Genomic DNA, 19,475 nt, shown 5'->3' with positions numbered 1-19,475 from the left:
AATTTTTTCCATCCGCCCGTAAGCGAACGACGTTCGTGCCGGTTCCGGATCAATCGAGGCCGAACTTCTTTTGCCAGGTCGGATCGAGCAGGTCCTGAACCTCGGCATGCTTCTGCATGTAGGCAGCGAAGAAGGGGCAAATCGGAATGACCTTCAGCCCACGCTCACGAGCCGCGTCGAGGGCGAACCGGATGAGGGTCGTGCCGATGCCCTTGCCTTCATGCGCTTCCGGAACCCCGGTGTGGATGAACATGATCTTGTCCGCTGCGAGGGTGTATTCGACGATCGCGAAAGACCCGTCGCCGAGATCGATTTCGAAACGATGTCGTTCGGGATTGTCGCGGACGAGGAGCGGTTCGGTAGCCATTCAGTTGGCTTAGCGCGCCCGCGGCGTCTCGTGCTAGGGACATTGCGTGAGGCGCGCATCGGTCGTCAGGGCTTTCGCTGGAATTGCCGCTTTGACCGGCTGGGCCGGTCTCGGGCTGCAGCTCGTGCTGATCGTCGGCAATTTGGGACCGGCGGTTGGTACGTGGCGCTTCGTCGGCTTCTTCACCATCCTGACCAACATCGGGGCAGCCGCTTCGGCGACAGCACTTGCTCTTGGCGGGACCGCCGGACTGGCCGGACCCCGGGCGCGGTTGATGGTCGCAACTTCGATTCTGATGGTCGGGCTGGTCTACTCCATCGCGCTCCGCTCGCTGTGGAACCCGACGGGACTGCAGAAAGTCGCCGACATCGCGCTCCACGACGGCGCGCCGTTGCTCTGGCTGATCCTCTGGATCGTCGCGCCGCACCCGCGCCTCGGGTGGCGTGAGATCGGGTGGGCGCTTCTGCCGCCCGCGCTCTACATCGTCTATGCGATCGGTCGCGGATTGATGGACGGCTGGTACGCCTACTGGTTCCTCAATCCAACGACCCAATCGCCGGCTGACCTCCAGATCAGTATTGCCGTCCTGATTTGCGGCTTCGCTATCATGGCGTTGGCGCTGATTGGATTGGACCGGCGCCTAGGTCGCCAGAACTAGGCCTGCATTTCGACCATTATCTATGTTAAGGTCGTGCCGAGTGGGGAGCAGGCCGATGGCTCGAACACCCGGAATCATAAAGCGTGCGCCGAGAGTGGATGTTCGGCGCCAGGTGATGCTGGTCAATTCCGATGGTGTGGAATCGCCTGCTACGATTCTCGATATCTCGAGCGGGGGCTTCCGCCTCGAGATTTCAGAGACGCCCCGTATCGGGGAGCATGTGACACTGCGCGTCGAGCGCGGCGAACAATTTCCGGCGCAGATCCGCTGGGCGCTCGGCAACGAGGCGGGGGTGTCTTCCTTGCGCCAATCAATTGGGACCAATGGTCCTAACAGGGTAGGATTTCTGGCGATGGCCGATCAGGACACCGAGAATGGGGACCGCCGTCAAAACCCGGAACGCCGGGACGGCGAGGAACGCAGGTCCGGGATCAAGCGCCGGCAGGGCGGGCGCACCGATGATCGACGTGAGGGAGAACGGCGGGAGGGTGAACGCCGAGCTGACTAGGCCGGATTCTGCACGATTCGGACAAGCGATCCGTCCGGATCGACAAGATAGGCAATCGTAAGACCGCTGGGCTCTTTCCGAGGCAGCTGGAGCCTGGGCTGGCCTCCGCTGGTTTCCGGCACCCCGGCATCCCGGCAGGTTCGATAGAAGGACTCAAGGTCGTCGAGCCTGAGGCAGCAGCCGAACGAGCTCTCGAGCGGATCGAGATCGGGATAAGGAAAGAATTCCAGCGCCGCGCCGTCGCGCTTCAGGATCATCCAGCCGCGGTCTCGCCAGCTCTCGCTGAATCCAAGCTTTCCGTAGAATTGCGACGTCGCCTCGAAATCGCGCGAGGGAAGATTTGGTGTCGCGTGGTCCATTTGTTGGATTCCTACTGCTGCGGCTGGCCGCGCAAGAAGAACATCACGTAGATCAGGCGGCCGTTTTCGAGGCTGTCGCCGAACCCCGGGCCCGCCGTGTGCCAATAATGCGGTTGCAGCAAGACCAGCCGGTTGAAGCGCATCGGCACGGTCATGGTGTGCTCCCACTTCGAGCGGTCGAGCGCATCCTTGTCGAGAATGTCCTTCTGGAGTTCCTCGTAGGTCGAATAGCCGATCGCCTTCAGGCTCTCCTCGTCCATCGGCACGCGGTCGGTTCCGGTCCTCTTGTGCCGGAAGAATTCGGTCCCGCCCTGGCAATCTTCGGGCCGGCTCAGGTAGAGGATTCCGGACCAATGGCTCTGGTCGATGTGAATGCGCGCGATCTGCTCGTCAGAGGCCAGTGCGACGCGACAGTGACCATGCGAGAAATCCTCGGTCCATGGCGCGCGCACCTGCTCGTGCACGAGTGTCGAGACGACTTGGTCGAGCCCTTCGATTCGAAGCTTCTCGATGGAGTTGAGGCCGGGGTAGCGGCCGCCCACGGCATAGCTTAGGCCGAGTGCCTGGCGGCGGACCTCTTCGGCATTGCGGAGAAAATCGTCGATGACGAACACGGCAGGAACCATCACGCGCCCCCGTTTGCGGTCCTTCGTCGCGAGGCTAGCGGTTTCACATCTCTAAGCAATCTGGCGGGGTCAAATTACGCGGGATCCATAATTCACCAACCGTTCACGCTTCGGCGGTGAGCCGAGGTTTCTCCGAGACGGATGCAGCACCCTTCGGCCCGCTGCCGTTCGTTTAATCGGTCGAAGGCTCCTGTAATCTGAAAGGAGACGAGCCATGACCATGTTTACAAAGATTTTCGCCAGTGCGGCAGGTATCGCTGCGCTCGCAACGGCCGCTCCTGCAGCGGCTCAATATTATAGCTACGCGCCCCGCTATGCGTCGCCATATGGCGCCCCTTACGGCAATGCCTACGGTTACAATGCCAATGTGACCAACATGGCGGCTCAGCAGTGCGCCGCGGCCGTCCAGAGCCGTCTCAATCGTAGCGTCGGCATGACCGGAATTCTCGGTGCAGTGCTTGGCGCCAGGCAGCCGAGTGGACGCGTTCTCCAGGTTACGCAGGTCAGTCCTAACCGCAGGTCGATGACTGTTCGCGGCCTCGCTACCAGCGGCCGGGCGTATGCCTATAGTCCATACGGCTACGGCGCTTACGGCGCGACCGGCTACAGCTATCAGCCTGACCTGTCGTTCAGGTGCAGCGTGGACTACCGCGGCTACATCCGTGACGTCGACGTCTACCGCCGCTAATCGCGGTTGAAACGAAGCAAGAGGAGCGCCGGCCCAACGCCGGCGCTCCTTCTTTCTTTCATTCCTTCTTTGGGTCAGAGAATCCCCACGCTCCAGAGAATCAGAGCCCAAAGCAGCAGCGAAGCTCCGACGATGATCGAGGCGCTTGTTGCAATCGGCAGCGCGTCCCGACCGCGTTCTTGTTCCGGAACCTCGCACAGCGCGCCAAGCTTCTCCCACGCGCGTTCCTCGCTGATCTCTTTCGCACGCGCGATTGGATTGCGGAGGAGCGCCGCGCTGACGGCCCCTTGCGAAACCGGGCTTGCGAACCTGCAGCCGACGAACCGGCTGCTCCGCCAGACCACATTGGCCTGGACGATCCCGACTTCGGGAAGTTCGACGTCCAAGGCCTGCCGTTCGGTCAGAAGCGCAGTCGTTTCGAGCAGCAACCCGGTGTGTGAGATGTCATGGATGATAACCTCCTCGCCGCCGTCGGCGAGCGTCGACTGGAGATGAAGGGTGCGTCGCGGAGAGGAGCGGCGGTTACCGGCCTTTGACGCGGCCAAACGTGCTTGAAGTGCCATCCCGCCTTCGGTGCATGGGCAATCGTAAACGAGAGGTTTTGAACGCGTTCAATTCAGCGCATTTGCGAAGATCGGTGCGTGCTATCAACGCAACACGTGGGCAGATTCCTAATGTTCTGAGTGAATTAATCGCTCTCCCTCGGGTCGAGCCGATGATATAGTCCGCAGCGGGCGAGCGTTTTCGCCCATGGGTGGGGGAAATTCGATGGAATTCGAAGCCAACCGTTCGCGACAGCTTTGGTCGCTTCTCTTCACGGTCGCAGTCGTCGGTGGAGCAATGATCTACGCGTTCACTGCTGCGTAGCTTCCGCTTGTTGCGCGACTAGAAGATCTGGCTGGCGGTTCGCCAGAGCATGTAGGCCGCGACAACGAAGATCAGCACCGCAAAGACGAGCGTGAGTGAGTCGCGCTTCGTCGAAAGATGGCGCGCCGCCTGCGTACCCAGGACACCGCCTCCAATGCCGCCGGCTATGAACACGGCGGCAAGCGGCCAGTCGACCAGGCCGGAAAGCGCATAATTGGTCGCGGTCGTTAGCCCGAACGAGGTCACGCCCACGAGCGATGAGCCCACGGCGTTGATCATCGGCATGGCGGTTGCCGCAATCAGCCCCGGCACGATGAGGAACCCGCCCCCAATACCGAAGAAGCCCGAGAATAAGCCTGAACCGAACCCGTAGGCGACGAGCTTCCCCGCATTCTCCCGCCCCAGCTTTACTTCCGGATTGCCGACGCTTCCGCGCCGCCGGAGCATCAGGATTCCGACCGCGATCATGACCAGCGCGAAAAGGAACAGCAGACTTTGCCCGTCGAAGCTCTTGCCGAGCGTCGAGCCGATGGCCGCGCCAGCGATGCCCGACACCGCAAAGACAAGAGCGCACCGCCACTTCACATGTCCGTGACGGGCGTGGCTGGCGAGACCTGTGGCGGCATTTGCTGCCACTGCGAACGCGCTCGTTCCGATCGCCACGTGCGGACTGGATACGCCCACGACGTAAACCATCAGCGGCACCGCAAGGATCGAGCCGCCGCCGCCAACCAGGCCGAGAACGAAGCCGACCAGGCCGCCGGACATGGCTCCGAGGACGTATTGGATGGGCTCGAGGGTCATGCGTCCGCCTTGGCGGCACGGTCACTTGTGCGCTGCGTGGAAATTACCCTCTGCAGCGCCATCCCTGCGACCATCGCCGCGACGAAAAGCCAGGGCTGCCACATCCCGTAGATCAGCCCCGTGATGGCCGGGCCGGGGCAGAAGCCGACAAGGCCCCAGCCGATGCCGAACAAGGCGGCGCCGCCGATGATCTGGCTATCGAGACGGCGGTTCTCCGGAATGAAAAAGCTCTTTCCGAACACGGGCGCACGCAGGCGCCTCGAGAAGGCATAGCCGATGGCAGAAGCCACGACCGCCGCGCCCATCACGAACGCAAGCGTGGGGTCCCATGCGCCGGCAATGTCGAGAAAGCCGAGAACTCGCGCCGGATTGACCATGTCGGACATCGCAAGGCCGGCTCCGAAGATGACGCCTGCAACGGAGGCTGGGATGATTGCGCGCATGTCAGGCTCCCAGGACGTGACGGGTGATGAAGACGGTCGCGATCGCGGCCGCCATGAACGTCAGGGTTGCCGCGATCGACCGCGGTGAAAGCCGGCCTATGCCGCACACGCCATGGCCGCTGGTGCATCCATTGCCGAGCCTCGTTCCGAAGCCGACCAGCAGGCCTGCGGCAATCAGCAGGGGCATCGAGGATTTCACTTCGATGTCCGGCCTGCGGACCAGGAGCGACGTGATCGCGGCGCCAATTGGCAAGCCCAGTATGAACGCTGTCGCCAGTTTCCACGGTGGCCCTGCGTCAGCGATACGCATGACCGTCGCGAACATGCCGCTCACACCAGCGATGCGGCCGGTCAGCATGAGCAAAAGGGCTGCCGCGCCACCGATCAGCAATCCGCCGCCGATCGCGAAGACTGGGGAGAGGGGTTCGAGCATTATGAGCGAGCCCTCACAGGAGATTGAGAGGCAGTTTGAGGTAGCGCGTGCCGTTCTCTTCCGGCTCCGGAAGATGACCGGCGCGCATGTTTATCTGGATCGACGGAAGGATCAGGCGCGGCATGTCGAGGGTCGCGTCGCGCTGCGTACGCATGCTCACGAACTCGTCTTCGGTTACGTCTCTGTGGACGTGTACATTGCCGACACGCTCGGCCTCGATCGTCGTCTCCCAGACGAACTGGTCGCGGTTGGGCGCCTTGTAGTCGTGGCAGAGGAAGACGCGCGTCTCTCCGGGAAGCTGCATCAGCCGCCGGATCGAGCGGTACAATTGCCTCGCGCAACCGCCCGGAAAGTCGGTCCGGGCCGTTCCGTAGTCGGGCATGAACATTGTGTCGCCGACGAACAGGGCGTCGCCGATCGCATAGGCCAGGTCGGCTGGTGTGTGGCCTGGAACGTGCAGGACCGTTACCGGAATTTCCCCGACCGAAAAGTCGTCGCCATCGGTGAACAGCCGGTCGAATTGCGATCCATCGCGGGCGAACTCAGTGCCCTCGTTGAAGATTTTCCCGAAGACTTGCTGGACGGTAAGGATCTCGTGCCCGATGGCGATTTTTCCGCCGAGCTTCTCCTGCAGGTACGGCCCGCGGATAGGTGGTCGGCATGCGCGTGGGTTTCGAGGATCCAGTCGACGGTTAGTCCGTGCTCGCGGACGTAATCGACAATCTCATCCGCCGACTTCGTGGACGTGCGGCCCGAGGGCTGGTCGAAGTCGAGAACGCTGTCGATGATCGCCCCCGCTTTGCGGCGGGGTCGGAAACGACATAGCTCGCGGTGAAGGTCGCTTCGTCGAAGAAACCCTGAACGGTCGGCGCCCGCGCGTCCCCGCGGGTCACCGCTTCGACCTGCTCGATCGCCTTCTTGATGGGAGCGTCATCAGTCATTGGCGAAATTCCTCGATATTCCGCTGCCGAGCTCGGGGCAGTAAATTTCCTGTAGCAGCACAAGCAGCCGTTCGGCGCGTGGATCGGCGACGCGATAGAAGACTGTCTGGGCCAGCTTTCGCGTGGCAACCAGCCCCTCCTGGCGAAGCTTGGCGAGATGCTGGGACAAGGCCGACTGGCTTAAGCCGACAAGTTCACACATCTGGCTGACGGACAGCTCTACGCCCCCGCCAGATGGCAGAGCACCAACAGCCGGCTGGAGTTCGACATCGCCCTAAGAAGACTCGCCGCTTCCGCAGCCTGATCTCCAAAGGCAGGATCGAGCATTGTTTGGGTCATTTCCATTAGTATTCACTAATTTAGTGATACCTAATGGACTGTCAATGTCTCGGGTGCGTGACCGTTGACAGCGGGCGACGTCGGAGTTCCACTGAACGGGATGTTTTCGAACCCCTTATCGAGGGACGCATCGGCGAAGTCGAAGGTTGCGCTCGATTTCGCGTCTGCCGCCTTGCGGTCGGGCAATCGGCTGAAGGCGCAGATGCATCTTCGCGACAGGCTGGCGGAAGACCCGACGGACGCGGACGCGCTGACGGTGCTCGCTCAGATTTCCGCCGAGGATCGTCAGATCGAGGATGCGACCGTCCTGCTTCGCCGCGCCGTTTCGGCTGATCCCAGGCCGGAGAGACGGCTCGCGTTGATCGAGCATCTGTTGAAGCACGCAGGTGCGGCTCTGGCCCTCCGCGAATTCGAAGAGCTTCCGCCCAATTTCCGAAAGAAGCTGGAAGTCAGCGGGATGGAGGCGAAGACGCTTGGCCTGCTCGGCATGCACGACGCCCAGATCGATACCTACAAGCGCATGCTTCGTGAGCAGCCGAACCGCGCGGGAACGTGGATGAACCTCGCCAATGCGCTTCGGACAGTTGGCCGGATCGACGAGGCAGTGAAGGCGCTGAAGCGAGCGACCAAGCTGCAGCCCACCATGGGTCAGGCTTATTGGACGCTCGCCAACTTCAAGTCGTATCGGTTTTCAGCGCCGGACATTGCCCAGATGCAGCAAGCGCTTCGGCAGAATGTCTCGCTCGATGAGGCGCTGCATATCCATTTTGCGCTCGGCAAGGCGTATGAGGATCAGGGGACTACGAGGCTTCGTTCCGTCATTATGCCGCGGGCAATGCGCTTCGCACACGGCAGCTGGATCCCGAGACGATCCCGATCACAGAGCCGGTCGAGGACGCGCTCGCGCACTGCACTCCGGAAATCTTCAAGCGTTTCGCGGGCGCGGGGTGCACGGCGAAAGATCCTATCTTCGTATTCGGGCTGCACCGCTCGGGGTCGACGCTCGTCGAGCAGATCCTCGCCAGTCATCCGCTGATCGAGGGTACGGCCGAGCTTCCGGTGATGAACACCATCGCCGCTCGGCTTCGGCGGTCATCCGGCCAAACCATCGGCGAGGCGATCGCGGCGCTCGAACCGTCGGAGATCGCGGCGATCGGCGAGGAATATATGGAGCGGACCCGGCCGTTCCGACAGACCGGCAAGCCCTATTTCGTGGACAAGATGCCGGGAAACTGGATCAACGCGACCTTGATCCGGCTGGCGCTCCCGAATGCGAAGATGGTCGATGCTCGGCGATATCCGATGGCGTGCGGGTTTTCGAACTTCAAACAGAATTACGCGACTGGTGTGACGTTCTCCTACAGCCTCCGTTCGATCGGCGAATTCTACTACGATTACTGGCGTTTCATGCGGCACTTCGACGGCGTCCAGCCAGGCGCGGTCCACCGCCTGCTCAACGAGAAGCTGATCGAAGATCCGGACGGAGAGGTGCGGCGGCTGCTCGCTTACATCGGCGTTCCGTTCGATGATGCCTGCCTCGAATTCCATGCCAACAAGAGGGCGGTTCGAACGCCGAGCGCGGAGCAGGTGCGGCGACCGATCAACCGGGACGGCGTCGACGCCTGGCGGCCTTACGAACCGTGGTTGGGTGAGCTGAAGGAAGCGCTCGGGCCGGCTCTCGAAGGCTGGGAAAGCTAGCTCCAACGAAAAGGGCGGAGTGGTTGCCCACCCCGCCCAGTTTCGATCGGGTTACGCCTATCCTCTCTCTGGCGCCGGAGGCGGCGGAGGAGGCGGTGGCGGCGGTACCGGACAGGCATCCGTCGCCAATATCACCGAGCCGTCCGGACACGTCTGCGTCGCCGGTGGAGGCGGCGGCGGCGGAGGAGGCGGTGGTGGTGGCGGTGGAGGTGGAGGCGGTGGTGGAGCCGCGAAGTTGTAGATCAAGCTCGCCAGCAAGCTGTGCGACTGGAACCGCGTTCGGGCGTCGAACGTCCCGCTTACCGAGGCGCCTGAGGCAAAGACCTCGCTTTCCTTCACGCGCGGTCCCCTGAAGTAGCGATACTTCAGCCCGAGATCGATGTTGGGAGACAAAGCGTACCGAACCCCGGCGATCCCCTGCCAGGCGAAACCGCTATCCTTCGCTGTGCCCGACAAATCGTCGATTGTCGTATCTGTTGAGTCGAGCGAGACGCGGTATTTCGTCTGTGCCCAGCCGACGCCGCCGCCGGCGTAAAAGCTCAGGCCGTTTTCATCGCCAAAGTCGAGCAAGGCATTGACCATCGCCGACAGGACCGTCGTCTTGCCGTCGGCATCCGCGTCGTATGGGCCATAGGTAAAGGTGTCGCCTTCACTGCTCGTCGCGACCAATGTCGCATTGTCATAGCTTTTGTGCTTGGCCTGTTTCCAGCCGAGCTCGCCTTCGAGCCGGAACATGCCGAAGTCGTAGCCCCCGATCACGTCGACATCGACGCCGGTTTTGTAATTGGTCTTGAAGTCGGCGACGAAGTCATAAGTGCCGCCTTCGGAATAGGTATACGTGCCGGCGAAATCGACGTGGCTGTCTTTCGGGAAGAGCGCGCCGCCCTCCACTCCGAAATAGCCGCTTCCATCACGGGCGACTGCAGGTGAAGCGATTGCGGCCGCGGCCGCGGCGGCCAGAAGATATTTGCGCAACTTGCCCTCCTCCGTTGTTTTGAACGCGGGTGACTCGACGAACGCTTTATCGGGTGAACGCAGACCCGGAAGCAGGTGCTACCGGGGACAAGAGCGACGCATTGATTCATATCAGTCTTCGTGTGCTGGAGCAAAGAAAACTGCGGATTCTCGCGGTTTTCTTACGCTGGGATAAAGTCCAGATTGCGCCAGATCAGCGGTAGAGTGTAAATCCCTCTGCCCGCGCAATCCGGCATTATCCTCAAATCTGGAGGTGCATCCATGCGGCAGTTGGTTTCGCTATCGACCATCGCGATCGTTTCGGGAGGCTTGGCGTCGCCGGTCGCTGCGCAGCAGGTCGTGCGCCAGAGCAACGGCGAACTCAACGTCGAATTCCCCGGTCCGTGCACGGTCCATTACAACCGCAACCTGACGATCGAGAGCGTCGATCGCAGCTGCACGTCCTACCAGAGGGCGCAGGCGGAGCGGGCCATCGCGCCGTACCGAGGCGGCTATCCGGGCTATCCGCCGCAGCCGGGCTATCCAGGTTACCCCGGCAACGACCACACCTATTACGATCCGCAATATCCGGGAGCGAACCGTCAGTACCGGATCACCGACATCCGGTACGACCGCGTCCAGTTCGCCGATGGCTGCCGTGTCTATTACAACTGGATGGGCCAGCACCTTCGCAGCAAGGGCGGCTGCAACATCCGGCAGCGATCGATCGCCGATCGGGCAATGGCCGATTGGCGGCGGCACAGCGGCTATTATCCGGGCGGTGGCGGCTACAACCCGGGCGGAAGCTGGAACGACATCATGCTTCTGCCATCCTACGACGGCGGGCTGCACGTCCGTTTCACCAACAAGTGCGACGTCTACTACAACGCCCGCGGCTACCGGATCCGGGCCGACAACATCTGCAGCCGCAACCAAGTCGCTCGCGCGGACCAAGCGGCGAGGTACTACCGGCCGGGCATCCGTTACTGACCCCGCCTATTGAGTGCGTCGCCCTTTGGCTTGAAGAGCTGAGTCAACGCCAGCTTCCCGGCATCGTTCTGGCTCAAAGGTTACATTTGCGGGCAAAAGGCTTATGTGGGGGCGCTACTAGTCGCAATCGAACGGTCTCCAGGCGCTTTGCGGCTCCTCATTCCTTCTATCGCCTCTCCTAGCGCCAGAGGACCGATTGGCGGTCCTCCATGGAAGGAACGACAATATGCCGATCGGCACAGTAAAGTTTTTCAACGACCAAAAGGGCTACGGCTTCATCGCACCCGAGGACGGCGGCAACGACGCTTTCGTCCACATCACGGCCGTTGAGCGTGCCGGAATGCGCACGCTGCAGAAGGACCAGCGCGTCAGCTACGAGCTCGAAGAAGACCGGCGCGGTAAGATGAGCGCCGTCAACCTTCAGTCCGCGTAACGTAAGCGAATTCCCTCCCGTTTTCGGGAGGACCTTCGGCCCGCTCCGCCTCGCGCGGGCGGGCGGAGGGAGCCAGGAGTTGAACAATGGTCGAGCCCGTATCCGTACGGCAATTGAAAGACCGCGATGTCTACCGGCTCCGCGCCGAGCAGGCTCGCGCCGAGGCTGACGAAGCGACGCTCGAGAACGTGCGCGATCGCTGCCTCCGTGCAGAGGCCGCGTGGATGGAAATGGCCACGCGAGCCGATCGCACCGAGAAGATGCGCGCAGACCTGGCCGCCGCGAAAGCCGCGCAGCTGGCGGAGAGCGCCGAAGCCTGAAGGCCTGCGAGATCCGCGATTGCCGGATTTCCACCAAGGCGAAGTTGCGCGCGGCCTAAGCTGCGCTGCGAGACGCGTCCGACGTCACGGGATTTGCTCCCGTGGCGGCCTTCGTTGGACATCGGTCTACAAAAGACTGTCTGGCTGGACTTCCCAATTGAAGTCTGGGACTCGGGCTTGGCTATCATGGGTTCCGGGGTGGGCGCTCAGCGACGATTTCCTCGGCAGTGATGGCGCGGGCCGATCTTACTGAGGTGATGACCCACGACCGAGTCCGAAAAGGAACTGTTGGCCTAATGTCTGTAAGAGGTCGGAAGAAAACACGACGTAACAGTCGCTAAGAGGCGCTGACGAAAGAATCCAAAACCTTCTTCAACCCCGCATGCTCAAACTCGATCTCGAGCTTGTTGCCTTCCTGCGCGACGATCTTGCCGTAGCCGAACTTGCCGTGGAACACGCGCTGGCCGAGCTCCAGGTCCGTCCGTCCCTGGTTGCCTAGCGACACCGCAGACGCCTTGGCTTCGATCACGCGCTGGGGGTCGCGGTTGAAGCGGCCGCCCTGGCTCGCGCGCTGCCAGCCGGGGCCGCGGGTCGCGGCTCGCATGCCTTGCGCGGGGCCGAGGTGAGCGAAGGGATCGGCGCGCTCGCTCCATTGCGCGCGCCACAGGCTCTCGCCGCCGGACATGGTCGTTTCCTGATCGATATGCGCTTCGGGAAGCTCGCCGACGAAGCGGCTGGGGAGGGAGCTGGTCCACTGGCCGTAGATGCGCCGGTTGGCGGCGTGCATCACCGTCGCCTTTTTCCGCGCGCGGGTGATGGCGACGTAGGCGAGGCGGCGTTCCTCCTCGAGGCTGGCGAGGCCGCCTTCGTCGAGCGCGCGCTGCGACGGGAAGATACCTTCCTCCCAGCCGGGCAAATAGACGATGTCGAACTCCAGCCCCTTGGCGGCGTGGATGGTCATGATGGTGACCTTCTCGCCCTGCCGGTTCTCGTCATTGTCCATGACGAGGCTGACGTGTTCGAGGAAGGCAGGGAGGCTTTCATATTCCTCCATCGCGCGGGTGAGCTCGGCGAGGTTTTCGAGGCGGCCGGCGGATTCCGCGCTGCGCTCGGCCTGGAGCATGGCGGTATAGCCGCTTTCGTCGAGCATGATGCGGGCGAGCTCGGCATGGGGAAGCTCGTTCGCCATCTGCTTCCAGCGGGCGATGTCGGCGACGAAACGGCCGAGGCTAGAGCGGGCGCGGGACTGAAGCTCGTCCGTGTCGAGAAGCTTGGCGGCGGCGATCAGAAGCGGCTCCTGAGACGCGCGCGCGTGCGCGTGGATGGTGGCGATTGCCTTGTCGCCGAGGCCGCGCTTGGGCTGGTTGACGATGCGCTCGAACGCGAGGTCGTCGGCGGGCTGGTGGATGAGGCGGAGGTAGGCGAGGGCGTCGCGGATCTCGGCGCGTTCGTAGAAGCGGAAGCCGCCGATGATCTGGTAGGGCAGGCCGATCGCGATGAAGCGCTCTTCGAACTCGCGCGTCTGGAACTGGGCGCGGACGAGGATGGCGACGTCGTCGAGGCTTAGCCCGCGGCGCTGCATGCCCTCGACATCCTCGCCGATGCGGCGCGCCTCCTCCGGGCCGTCCCAGATGCCGACGACCTTGACCTTCTCGCCGTCGCCCTTGTCGGTCCAGAGTGTCTTGCCGAGGCGGCCGGCATTGTTGGCGATGAGGCCGTCGGCGGCGGCCAGGATGTGCGAGGTGGAGCGGTAGTTCTGTTCCAGGCGGATGACCTTCGCGCCGGGGAAGTCCTTTTCGAAGCGGAGGATGTTGGCGACCTCCGCGCCGCGCCAGGAATAGATCGACTGGTCGTCGTCGCCGACGCAGCAGAGGTTGCGGCGCGGCTCGGCAAGGAGCTTGAGCCAGGCGTACTGCGACTGGTTGGTGTCCTGATATTCGTCGACCAGGATGTAGCGGAAACGGTCGCGGTAGCTCTCCAGCACGTCGGGGTGCGTGCGGAAGATCGTCAGCATGTGGAGCAGGAGGTCGCCGAAGTCGCAGGCGTTCAGGGTGCGCAGGCGGTCCTGGTAGGCGGCGTAGAGCTCGCGGCCGCGGCCGGGGCCGAACGCTTCCGCTTCGCCGAGGTCGACCTCTTTCGGAGTCCAGCCGCGGTTCTTCCAGCGATCGATGAGGGTGGCGAGCTGACGCGCGGGCCAGCGCTTCTCGTCGAGATTGACGGCGCTGATCAGCTGCTTGAGGACGCGGAGCTGGTCGTCGGTGTCGAGGATGGTGAAGTTGGACTGCAGGCCGACGAGCTCGGCATGGCTGCGGAGCATGCGCGCGGCGACCGAGTGGAAGGTGCCGAGCCACGGCATGCCCTCGATCGCTCCGCCGCTGATCCTGGCGATGCGCTCCTTCATCTCGCGCGCGGCCTTGTTGGTGAAGGTGACGGCGAGGATCTGGCTCGGCCACGCCTTGCGGGTTGCGATGAGGTTGGCGAGGCGAGCGGTGAGGGCGGAGGTCTTGCCGGTGCCGGCGCCGGCGAGGACCAGCACGGGGCCCTCAGTCGTAAGCACGGCCTCCCGCTGCGGCGGGTTCAGGCCGGCGAGCCAGGGGGCTTCGCGACTCGAGTCGGGCGAGTCGGGCAGGTCGGCGGACGAATCTGGCACGGGTTGGAGGTAGGTTAGGGGGAACGGAACGGCAACCAAAGTGGGCGACTCGTGGGAATCATGAAATGTTCCGACTGTTGTTCCCAGTATCCCCGTTATCCACAGGCCTGAGCACATATTTTTCGCTTCCCCGACTCGGCGGCGACGTGCATTGTCAAATGGTGATCGGGACGGAAGTCCCCGCCTCCACCGGAAGGCCCGCAAGGGACAGAAGGGAGCGGAGGGTGACGGAAGGACCGATCTCCGCCGACAGGCAATGCGAAACTCTTCGGAGGTTTGTGGCGCCAGTCGGGAAGAGGCGCCGGAAGAGTTGATCTTCCTCTAGCGCGACGCGGTTCGGAAGCCCTCGGGCGGAAGAACAAAGCGAAACGCAAGAGTGGTCGACCCAAGAAGGGCCGCAGAACATCGGGTGGCTTTGGCTTAGCCAGGCACCGATAGTCGAAAGGGAAGCGAGCCTTCGGGCAGCGCAGCCAAGTAGACGGTCGGTCTCCTCTTCGGAGGGAGCTGTCAGATGGGAAGCGACGCCTGAGCTGGTGAGCCAGGACTTTTGGAATAGGTCCCCTGGGACTTGGACCACTTGACCGGCATATCCTTCGCTCGGCGCAGTGGGGGCTGGCAGCAATGCCGGCCCCATTTCTATTTAGGCCAGGCGCTTTCGAGCGGCCGGCCAGATCCGGTCAATCCGACCCACCCAAGCAATTCGTGATTTACAACCTCCACGGGCGACATCGCGCAGGTGCAGCTGACCTACGAGAGCCCGTCACGCGATTTCCAGATCCGCCGCCGCAGCGAATATATTCGCTGAACCTCGCCTACACGCACAGTTTCAGCCCCACCCTGTCGGTGACCGCGAACCTGAATGGCCACGGGACGACGCGCTTCGGGCACCGTCTGCGAGCGCCTTTGGTGCAGGAAGACTATGAGAGAAGGGAAAGCCAGCCGGAGTTCAAACTCAAGCTCGTGAAGACTTTCGGCAAGCCATAGGCCCGACTAACGGACGATGATGTCCGTATGCATTCCGAGCATCTTGTGGAACGGGTGTCCGCAATGAGCCTTGTAACGCCCGGCGGCGGGAATGAGCGTGACGCTTGCCGTCTGGCCGGGGCGAGGTCCACTTCGCCCTCTCCGACCTTGCCCGAAAGAATCTTCGACGCGCGGAAGAACTTCTCGGCGGTGAAGTCGTGGCTCTTCCCGGCGCGATTGACGAAGCTCAAAGTCACCGCCTTACCCGCATTGAGTACGATCGGGGTCGGATTGAAGCCGTAGCTGTAGAGAGCGATGGACTGGACGGGGGCACCAACAACCTGGGCGGCTGCCGGGTCGGCGCAAAGAAGAAGCGGGGCAATCAACAGGACCGAACGCATTGTAGTCCTCCTACTGATGCCCCGCGCTTTAGCACAGAAGGCTGAACGCCGGATAACTTGATCCGGCGCCCATCGGTCAAGCGATCAGCTTTCCGCGCAGGAGGTCCCCGACGCGCTTCGAGCCGCCGTCGTAGAAGCCGCACTCACCGGTGAATTCCTTCGGGTTGTGAAACGTTCCGAAGATCATGTCCCACAGCGGAAGGTCGGAATAATTCCGCGCGTGAACACCCCGTTCGTGATGGCAGGAATGACTCTCCGGCCGCTGGATGATGTAGCCCAGCCAATGCGGGGTGCGGACGTTCAGGTGCTGGAACATGCCGTAGAAGGTCGCGATCACATTGATCGCGATTGCCGCCTCCGCGCTGACCCCGAAACCGAGCACCAGGGCAAGGCTGCCGAGGAAAGCCCAGCCGATCGAATCGAACGGATGAAAGTAGAGCGCACCCCAGATATCCACGCGCTCCGGGCTGTGGTGCATCTGATGGAACCAGCGCCACAGAAACGTCACGTTGTGCATGGTCCGGTGCCAGGCATAGATGCCGAGCTCGAGCACGAGGAAGCCGCCGAGAATCTGCACCCAGAGGGGGAGCGTGTCGGCAGCGAACAGACGATGCTCGCCGAGCCATCCGTCCCAGAATAGAGGTGCGTAAGTGGCCACGGCGAAATAGAGCAAGGTGAAGGCGGTGCCCTGCAGGCGCCAATGCGTAATAGCCGGGAACTTGCGACCCGCGAGGAGGAGTTCCAGCAGCGCAAAGCCGGCGAACAGCCCGGCCGCAATATAGTGGTACAAACCGATCATCATCTCCCCCAATTCTGTGTGGGGACGTAAATACTCCGAGCGCTTATAGCAGCTCTAGCAAGAGCGCGGTCAGTTCTTGCGCGTAATGGGATTTCCCCTGTTATTCGCGTAGCTTGGCATGGGTTCGCAGCGAGGCAAAGCGGCAATGGTCGACAGGTTGATCGAGAAAACTGGACCTGAGGTACAGTTGGAATCCGCCGCCCAGACCAAAGGTGAGCGGACGCGCGAGCGGATCCTCGACATCGCTTACGAGTCTATCGTCGAGAAGGGGTTCGCGGCCACCTCGATCGAGGAATTGGTCGAGGCCGCGGGCATCACGAAGAGCGGCTTCTTCTATCATTTCCGCGACAAGAACGACATGGCGCGGCAGCTGTTCGACCGCTTCCTTTCCGAAGACGAGAAGATCATCGAGACGCTGGAGCAGCGGGCGCGGGAGCTGAGCGACGATCCGCTCCAGAGCCTGCTCATCTTCCTCAATCTCTACGCCCAGATGATGGACGACATGGAGACGCTTCATCCCGGCTGCATGGTAGCGAGTGTGACCTACCAGGAGCGGCTGTTCGATTCAGAGATGAAGAGGATGAATGTCGATTATTTGCTGAGGACGCGGCAGCGCTTCGCCGACTGGCTGAAAGAAATCGTCGAGCTTCATCCTCCGAAAATGGAGGCAGATCTTGATGCGCTTGCGGACCACCTCACGATCATCGTGGAAGGCGCGATCATTTACGCCAAGGCGCTACGCGACCCCGCAATGATGGGCCGCCAGACCCGGCTGTTCCGGAGCCACGTCAAGCTTCTGTTCGGGGCATGAAGAAAAGCGGCGACGCTTTCGCGCCGCCGCCGTTGGTTCCCGGAAGATCAATCGGGACTAGCTGTTCGCTTCCATGCCATGCTTGAGCTGGCTGATCTGGTCGTGGCCGGCGCGGATAGACTGATAGGCGCGTTCGACGCACTGGCGAGCTTCACCGGCCAGATGGCCGCTTTCGATCGCGGTCTCGAACTTCTCCTTGAGATAGTCTTCGCCACGCTCGACTTCGTTGATCACCGCTTTCTCGTCGCGGCCCATGATCGCCGACTTCAAGTCCATGAAGCGCTGGTGGGTCTTGCCCATGAAGCTGCCGTCGTCTTCGGGGTTTCCCCGAGCCTTCGTACTTCATCGCGAAGCTCTTCAACAAGTTGGCTGCGCTCGTCCGCGCGCTCTCGAAACATCTGCTGGAAGCGGCCGCTTTCGGAATCCTCGGCGGCATCGCGGTAGCCGTTCACGCTGTCAATCAGCGTCGCAGTCAGCGTGTTGAGTGCTGTGATCTGGTCCTTGTTTTCCATTGTTATGTCTCCCGTCGAGGTGGTTCAAACTGTTGAAAGAACGCACCAAACCGTGAGGCGATGCGGTGCTTGGTCGAATATTTGAGGCGCAAGCCGCATTTCCCTGTCAGTCTATCGGACAGTCGCACGACGCAGGGGCGAGTCGAGCGTGTGGCCGAGTGTTCCGGAGGTAAGTCCAGGCAAATCGAAACAGGGGAGGCGGCATGACGGTCAGTCGGCGAGAAGTGCTGTTGCGTGTCGGGGAGGTCGGCGGAGCCGGCGCGGCGCTCGCAGCGATGCAGATGCTGGGGCTGTCGATCCCGACAGCCGCCGCCGCGGCGGATTTCACTCTTCCCAAGTCATCCGGAAACGGCCGCTCGGTCGTGGTTCTCGGCGCGGGGATCGCAGGGCTGGTCTCGGCCTACGAGCTTCAGCAGGCCGGCTATCGCGTAACGGTGCTCGAAGCCCGCGACCGGGTCGGAGGCCGGGCCTGGACGATCCGAGGCAAGGACCGGGTGATCCAGAACGACCGGCCGTTTCAGCAGGCCAATTTCTCGGACGGAATGTACTTCAATGCGGGGCCAGCCCGCATCCCGTCGTGGCACCACGTGATCCTGGGCTACGCGCGGCGGTTCAACGTCCCCCTCGAGACCTTTATCAACAGTCACCACGCGACCGGATGGGATTTCGACGGCAAGGTGCATTCCGGTCGCCAGATGATCTACGACCTGCGCGGCCGGATGGGCGAACTGCTGGCGAAGGCGATCGACCAGAACGCATTGAACGCCGCGATGCCGAAGGACGAGTTGGATGCGTTCCGGCAGTTCCTCGGGTTCTACGCTTTCCTCGACGAGAAAGGCGTTTATCGGGGCAACGCCAGCTCCGGCTATACCCAATGGCCGGGCGGTTACACGATCGAAGGGAAAGCGATCGACCCGCTGACGCTCAAGGAAATCCTTCCGTCACGCGGCGCGGCATTCCCGCAGATCTTCGAGTCCATCATCGATATGCAGCCGACCATGCTTCAGCCTGTCGGCGGAATGGATCGCATCGCGCATGGGATCTACGAGCAGGTGAAGACAAACGTTCGACTGAACACGCCCGTCACCGGGATCCGGCGGATCGGCGATCGCGTGCGCGTCGAGCATGGCGGGCAGGCGACCGAAGCCGACTTCGCAATCGTCACGCTTCCGCCGACCTTGCTGGAGCGGATTCCGAACGACTTCTCGGCCGCAAAGAAGGCCGCTCTCAAAAAGGTCGTGATCCTGCGGAGTGCGAAGGTCGCTTTCGAGGCGCCCCGGTTCTGGGAAGCGGATGGCGTTTATGGCGGGTTGGCTTGGACCGATCGTCTGAACGAAAACGTCCTTTATCCCAGTTCCGGGCATCATGGCGCCCGGGGTGTGATCGTCGGCGCCTATGTCGCGGGATGGACGCACGAAAACACGCCGGAGGCCTTCACCAAGCTGCCGATCGCGGAGCAGATCCGGATCAGCCGGGAGTCGATCGAGGCGCTTCATCCGGGGAAGTCCAAGCTCCTCGAAAGCCCGCTGGCCGTGAACTGGGGGCAGGTCCCTTATTCGGAAGGCGTAGGCGCTCTTTGGGGCAATGGCCCCGGCGATTCGGGCCCTCGCGGTGACGGATATGCTGAGCTCTTGCGTCCGGAAGGACCGATCGTGTTTGCGGGCGAGCATTTGTCCTATCTCGGCCTCTGGCAGGAAGGATCGGCTGTGTCCGCTCACGAAGCGCTGAAGCTCGTCCAGTCGATGGCGGCAGAACGGGCTGGAAAGGCTGCCGCAGCTTAATTACAGTCGCAGTGCTCGGGACTGTTTGGGGGAGTGGTCGCGTATGCTTGCCCGGCTCTTGGCGCTCGCCGCATTGGCGTCTTCAACCGCGGCGACCGCCGCTCCCGAAGCTGCGCTGCAGCCGACCGGC

At 62.4% G+C, this 19,475-nt stretch carries 22 protein-coding genes and 2 pseudogenes; 10 read left to right on the top strand and 14 right to left on the bottom strand.

Annotated elements, in window-relative coordinates:
• Window positions 1-49: 49 nt before the first annotated feature.
• Window positions 50-367 carry a GNAT family N-acetyltransferase gene (locus H9L14_RS09410; protein WP_187707898.1) on the bottom strand — a complete coding sequence of 106 codons (318 nt, stop codon included), beginning with the start codon at window positions 365-367 and terminating at the stop codon, window positions 50-52.
• Window positions 368-413: 46 nt separating this feature from the next.
• Here H9L14_RS09410 and H9L14_RS09405 point away from each other — a divergent pair, with 46 nt between their 5' ends.
• Both H9L14_RS09405 and H9L14_RS09400 read left to right on the top strand, forming a co-directional pair.
• The gene (locus H9L14_RS09405) at window positions 414-1,025 is read left to right on the top strand and encodes a Pr6Pr family membrane protein (protein ID WP_187707897.1); all 612 of its coding nucleotides are present in this window, start codon (window positions 414-416) and stop codon (window positions 1,023-1,025) included.
• 22 nt (window positions 1,026-1,047) lie between these two features.
• Window positions 1,048-1,533 carry a PilZ domain-containing protein gene (locus tag H9L14_RS09400; protein ID WP_343070177.1) on the top strand — a complete coding sequence of 162 codons (486 nt, stop codon included), beginning with the start codon at window positions 1,048-1,050 and terminating at the stop codon, window positions 1,531-1,533.
• Here the strand turns inward: H9L14_RS09400 and H9L14_RS09395 are convergent.
• On the bottom strand, window positions 1,530-1,892 hold the full coding sequence (locus tag H9L14_RS09395; protein ID WP_187707895.1) for a bleomycin resistance protein: 363 nt from the start codon (window positions 1,890-1,892) through the stop codon (window positions 1,530-1,532). The two genes, H9L14_RS09400 and H9L14_RS09395, sit on opposite strands and share 4 nt — an antisense overlap.
• A gap of 11 nt (window positions 1,893-1,903) precedes the next feature.
• Window positions 1,904-2,518: a DUF6445 family protein gene (locus H9L14_RS09390; RefSeq protein WP_187707894.1), complete on the bottom strand. Its 615-nt coding sequence runs from the start codon at window positions 2,516-2,518 to the stop codon at window positions 1,904-1,906.
• A 214-nt stretch (window positions 2,519-2,732) separates the two neighbouring features.
• Here H9L14_RS09390 and H9L14_RS09385 point away from each other — a divergent pair, with 214 nt between their 5' ends.
• Window positions 2,733-3,206, top strand: coding sequence for a hypothetical protein (locus H9L14_RS09385; RefSeq protein ID WP_187707893.1), 474 nt, complete (start codon window positions 2,733-2,735; stop codon window positions 3,204-3,206).
• A 74-nt stretch (window positions 3,207-3,280) separates the two neighbouring features.
• On the opposite strand, the gene H9L14_RS09380 is transcribed toward H9L14_RS09385, so the two are convergent.
• The 6 genes and pseudogenes from H9L14_RS09380 to H9L14_RS15895 all read right to left on the bottom strand — a co-directional run bounded on the left by H9L14_RS09380 (window position 3,281) and on the right by H9L14_RS15895 (window position 6,896).
• Window positions 3,281-3,769 carry a PilZ domain-containing protein gene (locus H9L14_RS09380; RefSeq protein ID WP_187707892.1) on the bottom strand — a complete coding sequence of 163 codons (489 nt, stop codon included), beginning with the start codon at window positions 3,767-3,769 and terminating at the stop codon, window positions 3,281-3,283.
• Window positions 3,770-4,091: 322 nt separating this feature from the next.
• On the bottom strand, window positions 4,092-4,877 hold the full coding sequence (locus tag H9L14_RS09375) for a sulfite exporter TauE/SafE family protein (RefSeq protein ID WP_187707891.1): 786 nt from the start codon (window positions 4,875-4,877) through the stop codon (window positions 4,092-4,094).
• Window positions 4,874-5,320 (bottom strand): DUF6691 family protein, encoded by a 447-nt coding sequence (locus tag H9L14_RS09370; protein WP_187707890.1) that lies wholly within the window; start codon window positions 5,318-5,320, stop codon window positions 4,874-4,876. The genes H9L14_RS09375 and H9L14_RS09370 overlap by 4 nt, the downstream gene beginning before the upstream one ends.
• Before the next feature lies 1 nt (window position 5,321).
• Window positions 5,322-5,753: a YeeE/YedE family protein gene (locus tag H9L14_RS09365; protein ID WP_187707889.1), complete on the bottom strand. Its 432-nt coding sequence runs from the start codon at window positions 5,751-5,753 to the stop codon at window positions 5,322-5,324.
• Window positions 5,754-5,766: 13 nt separating this feature from the next.
• Window positions 5,767-6,694, bottom strand: a pseudogene (locus H9L14_RS09360) (MBL fold metallo-hydrolase).
• Complete coding sequence (locus tag H9L14_RS15895) at window positions 6,687-6,896, bottom strand: ArsR/SmtB family transcription factor (protein ID WP_246444055.1); 210 nt, start codon at window positions 6,894-6,896, stop codon at window positions 6,687-6,689. The pseudogene H9L14_RS09360 and the gene H9L14_RS15895 overlap by 8 nt, the downstream one beginning before the upstream one ends.
• Before the next feature lie 237 nt (window positions 6,897-7,133).
• Between H9L14_RS15895 and H9L14_RS09350 the strand changes: the two genes are divergently transcribed.
• Window positions 7,134-8,069, top strand: a complete 936-nt coding sequence (locus H9L14_RS09350; RefSeq protein WP_187707888.1) for a tetratricopeptide repeat protein — start codon at window positions 7,134-7,136, stop codon at window positions 8,067-8,069.
• The gene (locus H9L14_RS09345; RefSeq protein ID WP_343070256.1) at window positions 7,955-8,731 is read left to right on the top strand and encodes a sulfotransferase family protein; all 777 of its coding nucleotides are present in this window, start codon (window positions 7,955-7,957) and stop codon (window positions 8,729-8,731) included. The genes H9L14_RS09350 and H9L14_RS09345 overlap by 115 nt, the downstream gene beginning before the upstream one ends.
• Before the next feature lie 57 nt (window positions 8,732-8,788).
• Here H9L14_RS09345 and H9L14_RS09340 read toward each other — a convergent pair whose 3' ends face one another.
• Complete coding sequence (locus H9L14_RS09340; RefSeq protein ID WP_187707886.1) at window positions 8,789-9,706, bottom strand: outer membrane protein; 918 nt, start codon at window positions 9,704-9,706, stop codon at window positions 8,789-8,791.
• A gap of 261 nt (window positions 9,707-9,967) precedes the next feature.
• On the opposite strand from H9L14_RS09340, the gene H9L14_RS09335 reads away from it, so the two are divergent.
• From H9L14_RS09335 to H9L14_RS09325, 3 genes are all read left to right on the top strand, one after another.
• Window positions 9,968-10,675: a hypothetical protein gene (locus H9L14_RS09335; protein WP_187707885.1), complete on the top strand. Its 708-nt coding sequence runs from the start codon at window positions 9,968-9,970 to the stop codon at window positions 10,673-10,675.
• A 226-nt stretch (window positions 10,676-10,901) separates the two neighbouring features.
• Entirely contained in the window at window positions 10,902-11,108 is a 207-nt protein-coding gene (locus H9L14_RS09330) for a cold-shock protein (protein ID WP_187707884.1), read from the top strand.
• A gap of 86 nt (window positions 11,109-11,194) precedes the next feature.
• Window positions 11,195-11,428 carry a hypothetical protein gene (locus tag H9L14_RS09325; RefSeq protein WP_343070176.1) on the top strand — a complete coding sequence of 78 codons (234 nt, stop codon included), beginning with the start codon at window positions 11,195-11,197 and terminating at the stop codon, window positions 11,426-11,428.
• A gap of 337 nt (window positions 11,429-11,765) precedes the next feature.
• On the opposite strand, the gene H9L14_RS09320 is transcribed toward H9L14_RS09325, so the two are convergent.
• The 3 genes from H9L14_RS09320 to H9L14_RS09310 form a co-directional block, all read right to left on the bottom strand.
• On the bottom strand, window positions 11,766-14,057 hold the full coding sequence (locus H9L14_RS09320) for an ATP-dependent helicase (RefSeq protein WP_425506907.1): 2,292 nt from the start codon (window positions 14,055-14,057) through the stop codon (window positions 11,766-11,768).
• A 938-nt stretch (window positions 14,058-14,995) separates the two neighbouring features.
• A complete protein-coding gene (locus tag H9L14_RS09315) occupies window positions 14,996-15,442 on the bottom strand; it encodes a cupredoxin domain-containing protein (RefSeq protein WP_187707882.1) in 447 nt (148 codons plus the stop codon).
• A 76-nt stretch (window positions 15,443-15,518) separates the two neighbouring features.
• A complete protein-coding gene (locus H9L14_RS09310) occupies window positions 15,519-16,244 on the bottom strand; it encodes a sterol desaturase family protein (RefSeq protein ID WP_222949802.1) in 726 nt (241 codons plus the stop codon).
• 115 nt (window positions 16,245-16,359) lie between these two features.
• On the opposite strand from H9L14_RS09310, the gene H9L14_RS09305 reads away from it, so the two are divergent.
• Complete coding sequence (locus tag H9L14_RS09305) at window positions 16,360-17,052, top strand: TetR/AcrR family transcriptional regulator (protein WP_222949801.1); 693 nt, start codon at window positions 16,360-16,362, stop codon at window positions 17,050-17,052.
• 57 nt (window positions 17,053-17,109) lie between these two features.
• Here the strand turns inward: H9L14_RS09305 and H9L14_RS15885 are convergent.
• Window positions 17,110-17,564: pseudogene (locus H9L14_RS15885) on the bottom strand (ferritin-like domain-containing protein).
• A 203-nt stretch (window positions 17,565-17,767) separates the two neighbouring features.
• Between H9L14_RS15885 and H9L14_RS09290 the strand changes: the two are divergent.
• Complete coding sequence (locus H9L14_RS09290; RefSeq protein WP_187707879.1) at window positions 17,768-19,345, top strand: flavin monoamine oxidase family protein; 1,578 nt, start codon at window positions 17,768-17,770, stop codon at window positions 19,343-19,345.
• Window positions 19,346-19,475: the final 130 nt, after the last annotated feature.

Source organism: Sphingomonas sediminicola (assembly GCF_014489515.1).
Taxonomy (GTDB): Bacteria; Pseudomonadota; Alphaproteobacteria; order Sphingomonadales; family Sphingomonadaceae; genus Sphingomicrobium; species Sphingomicrobium sediminicola.
Note: the sequence above shows the minus strand (reverse complement) of the source record. Positions and strands in the feature narration are given on the sequence as shown.

Excerpts from the sequence above, each read along its gene's own strand:
- H9L14_RS09410 (WP_187707898.1), bottom strand. The coding sequence starts at position 367 with ATGGCTACCGAACCGCTCCTCGTCCGCGACAATCCCGAACGACATCGT.
- H9L14_RS09395 (WP_187707895.1), bottom strand. The coding sequence starts at position 1,892 with ATGGACCACGCGACACCAAATCTTCCCTCGCGCGATTTCGAGGCGACG.
- H9L14_RS15895 (WP_246444055.1), bottom strand. The coding sequence starts at position 6,896 with ATGTGTGAACTTGTCGGCTTAAGCCAGTCGGCCTTGTCCCAGCATCTC.
- H9L14_RS09305 (WP_222949801.1), top strand. The coding sequence starts at position 16,360 with ATGGGTTCGCAGCGAGGCAAAGCGGCAATGGTCGACAGGTTGATCGAG.
- H9L14_RS09385 (WP_187707893.1), top strand. The coding sequence starts at position 2,733 with ATGACCATGTTTACAAAGATTTTCGCCAGTGCGGCAGGTATCGCTGCG.
- H9L14_RS09390 (WP_187707894.1), bottom strand. The coding sequence starts at position 2,518 with ATGGTTCCTGCCGTGTTCGTCATCGACGATTTTCTCCGCAATGCCGAA.
- H9L14_RS09365 (WP_187707889.1), bottom strand. The coding sequence starts at position 5,753 with ATGCTCGAACCCCTCTCCCCAGTCTTCGCGATCGGCGGCGGATTGCTG.
- H9L14_RS09375 (WP_187707891.1), bottom strand. The coding sequence starts at position 4,877 with ATGACCCTCGAGCCCATCCAATACGTCCTCGGAGCCATGTCCGGCGGC.
- H9L14_RS09310 (WP_222949802.1), bottom strand. The coding sequence starts at position 16,244 with ATGATGATCGGTTTGTACCACTATATTGCGGCCGGGCTGTTCGCCGGC.
- H9L14_RS09290 (WP_187707879.1), top strand. The coding sequence starts at position 17,768 with ATGACGGTCAGTCGGCGAGAAGTGCTGTTGCGTGTCGGGGAGGTCGGC.
- H9L14_RS09380 (WP_187707892.1), bottom strand. The coding sequence starts at position 3,769 with ATGGCACTTCAAGCACGTTTGGCCGCGTCAAAGGCCGGTAACCGCCGC.
- H9L14_RS09370 (WP_187707890.1), bottom strand. The coding sequence starts at position 5,320 with ATGCGCGCAATCATCCCAGCCTCCGTTGCAGGCGTCATCTTCGGAGCC.
- H9L14_RS09325 (WP_343070176.1), top strand. The coding sequence starts at position 11,195 with ATGGTCGAGCCCGTATCCGTACGGCAATTGAAAGACCGCGATGTCTAC.
- H9L14_RS09315 (WP_187707882.1), bottom strand. The coding sequence starts at position 15,442 with ATGCGTTCGGTCCTGTTGATTGCCCCGCTTCTTCTTTGCGCCGACCCG.
- H9L14_RS09335 (WP_187707885.1), top strand. The coding sequence starts at position 9,968 with ATGCGGCAGTTGGTTTCGCTATCGACCATCGCGATCGTTTCGGGAGGC.
- H9L14_RS09400 (WP_343070177.1), top strand. The coding sequence starts at position 1,048 with ATGTTAAGGTCGTGCCGAGTGGGGAGCAGGCCGATGGCTCGAACACCC.
- H9L14_RS09350 (WP_187707888.1), top strand. The coding sequence starts at position 7,134 with ATGTTTTCGAACCCCTTATCGAGGGACGCATCGGCGAAGTCGAAGGTT.
- H9L14_RS09330 (WP_187707884.1), top strand. The coding sequence starts at position 10,902 with ATGCCGATCGGCACAGTAAAGTTTTTCAACGACCAAAAGGGCTACGGC.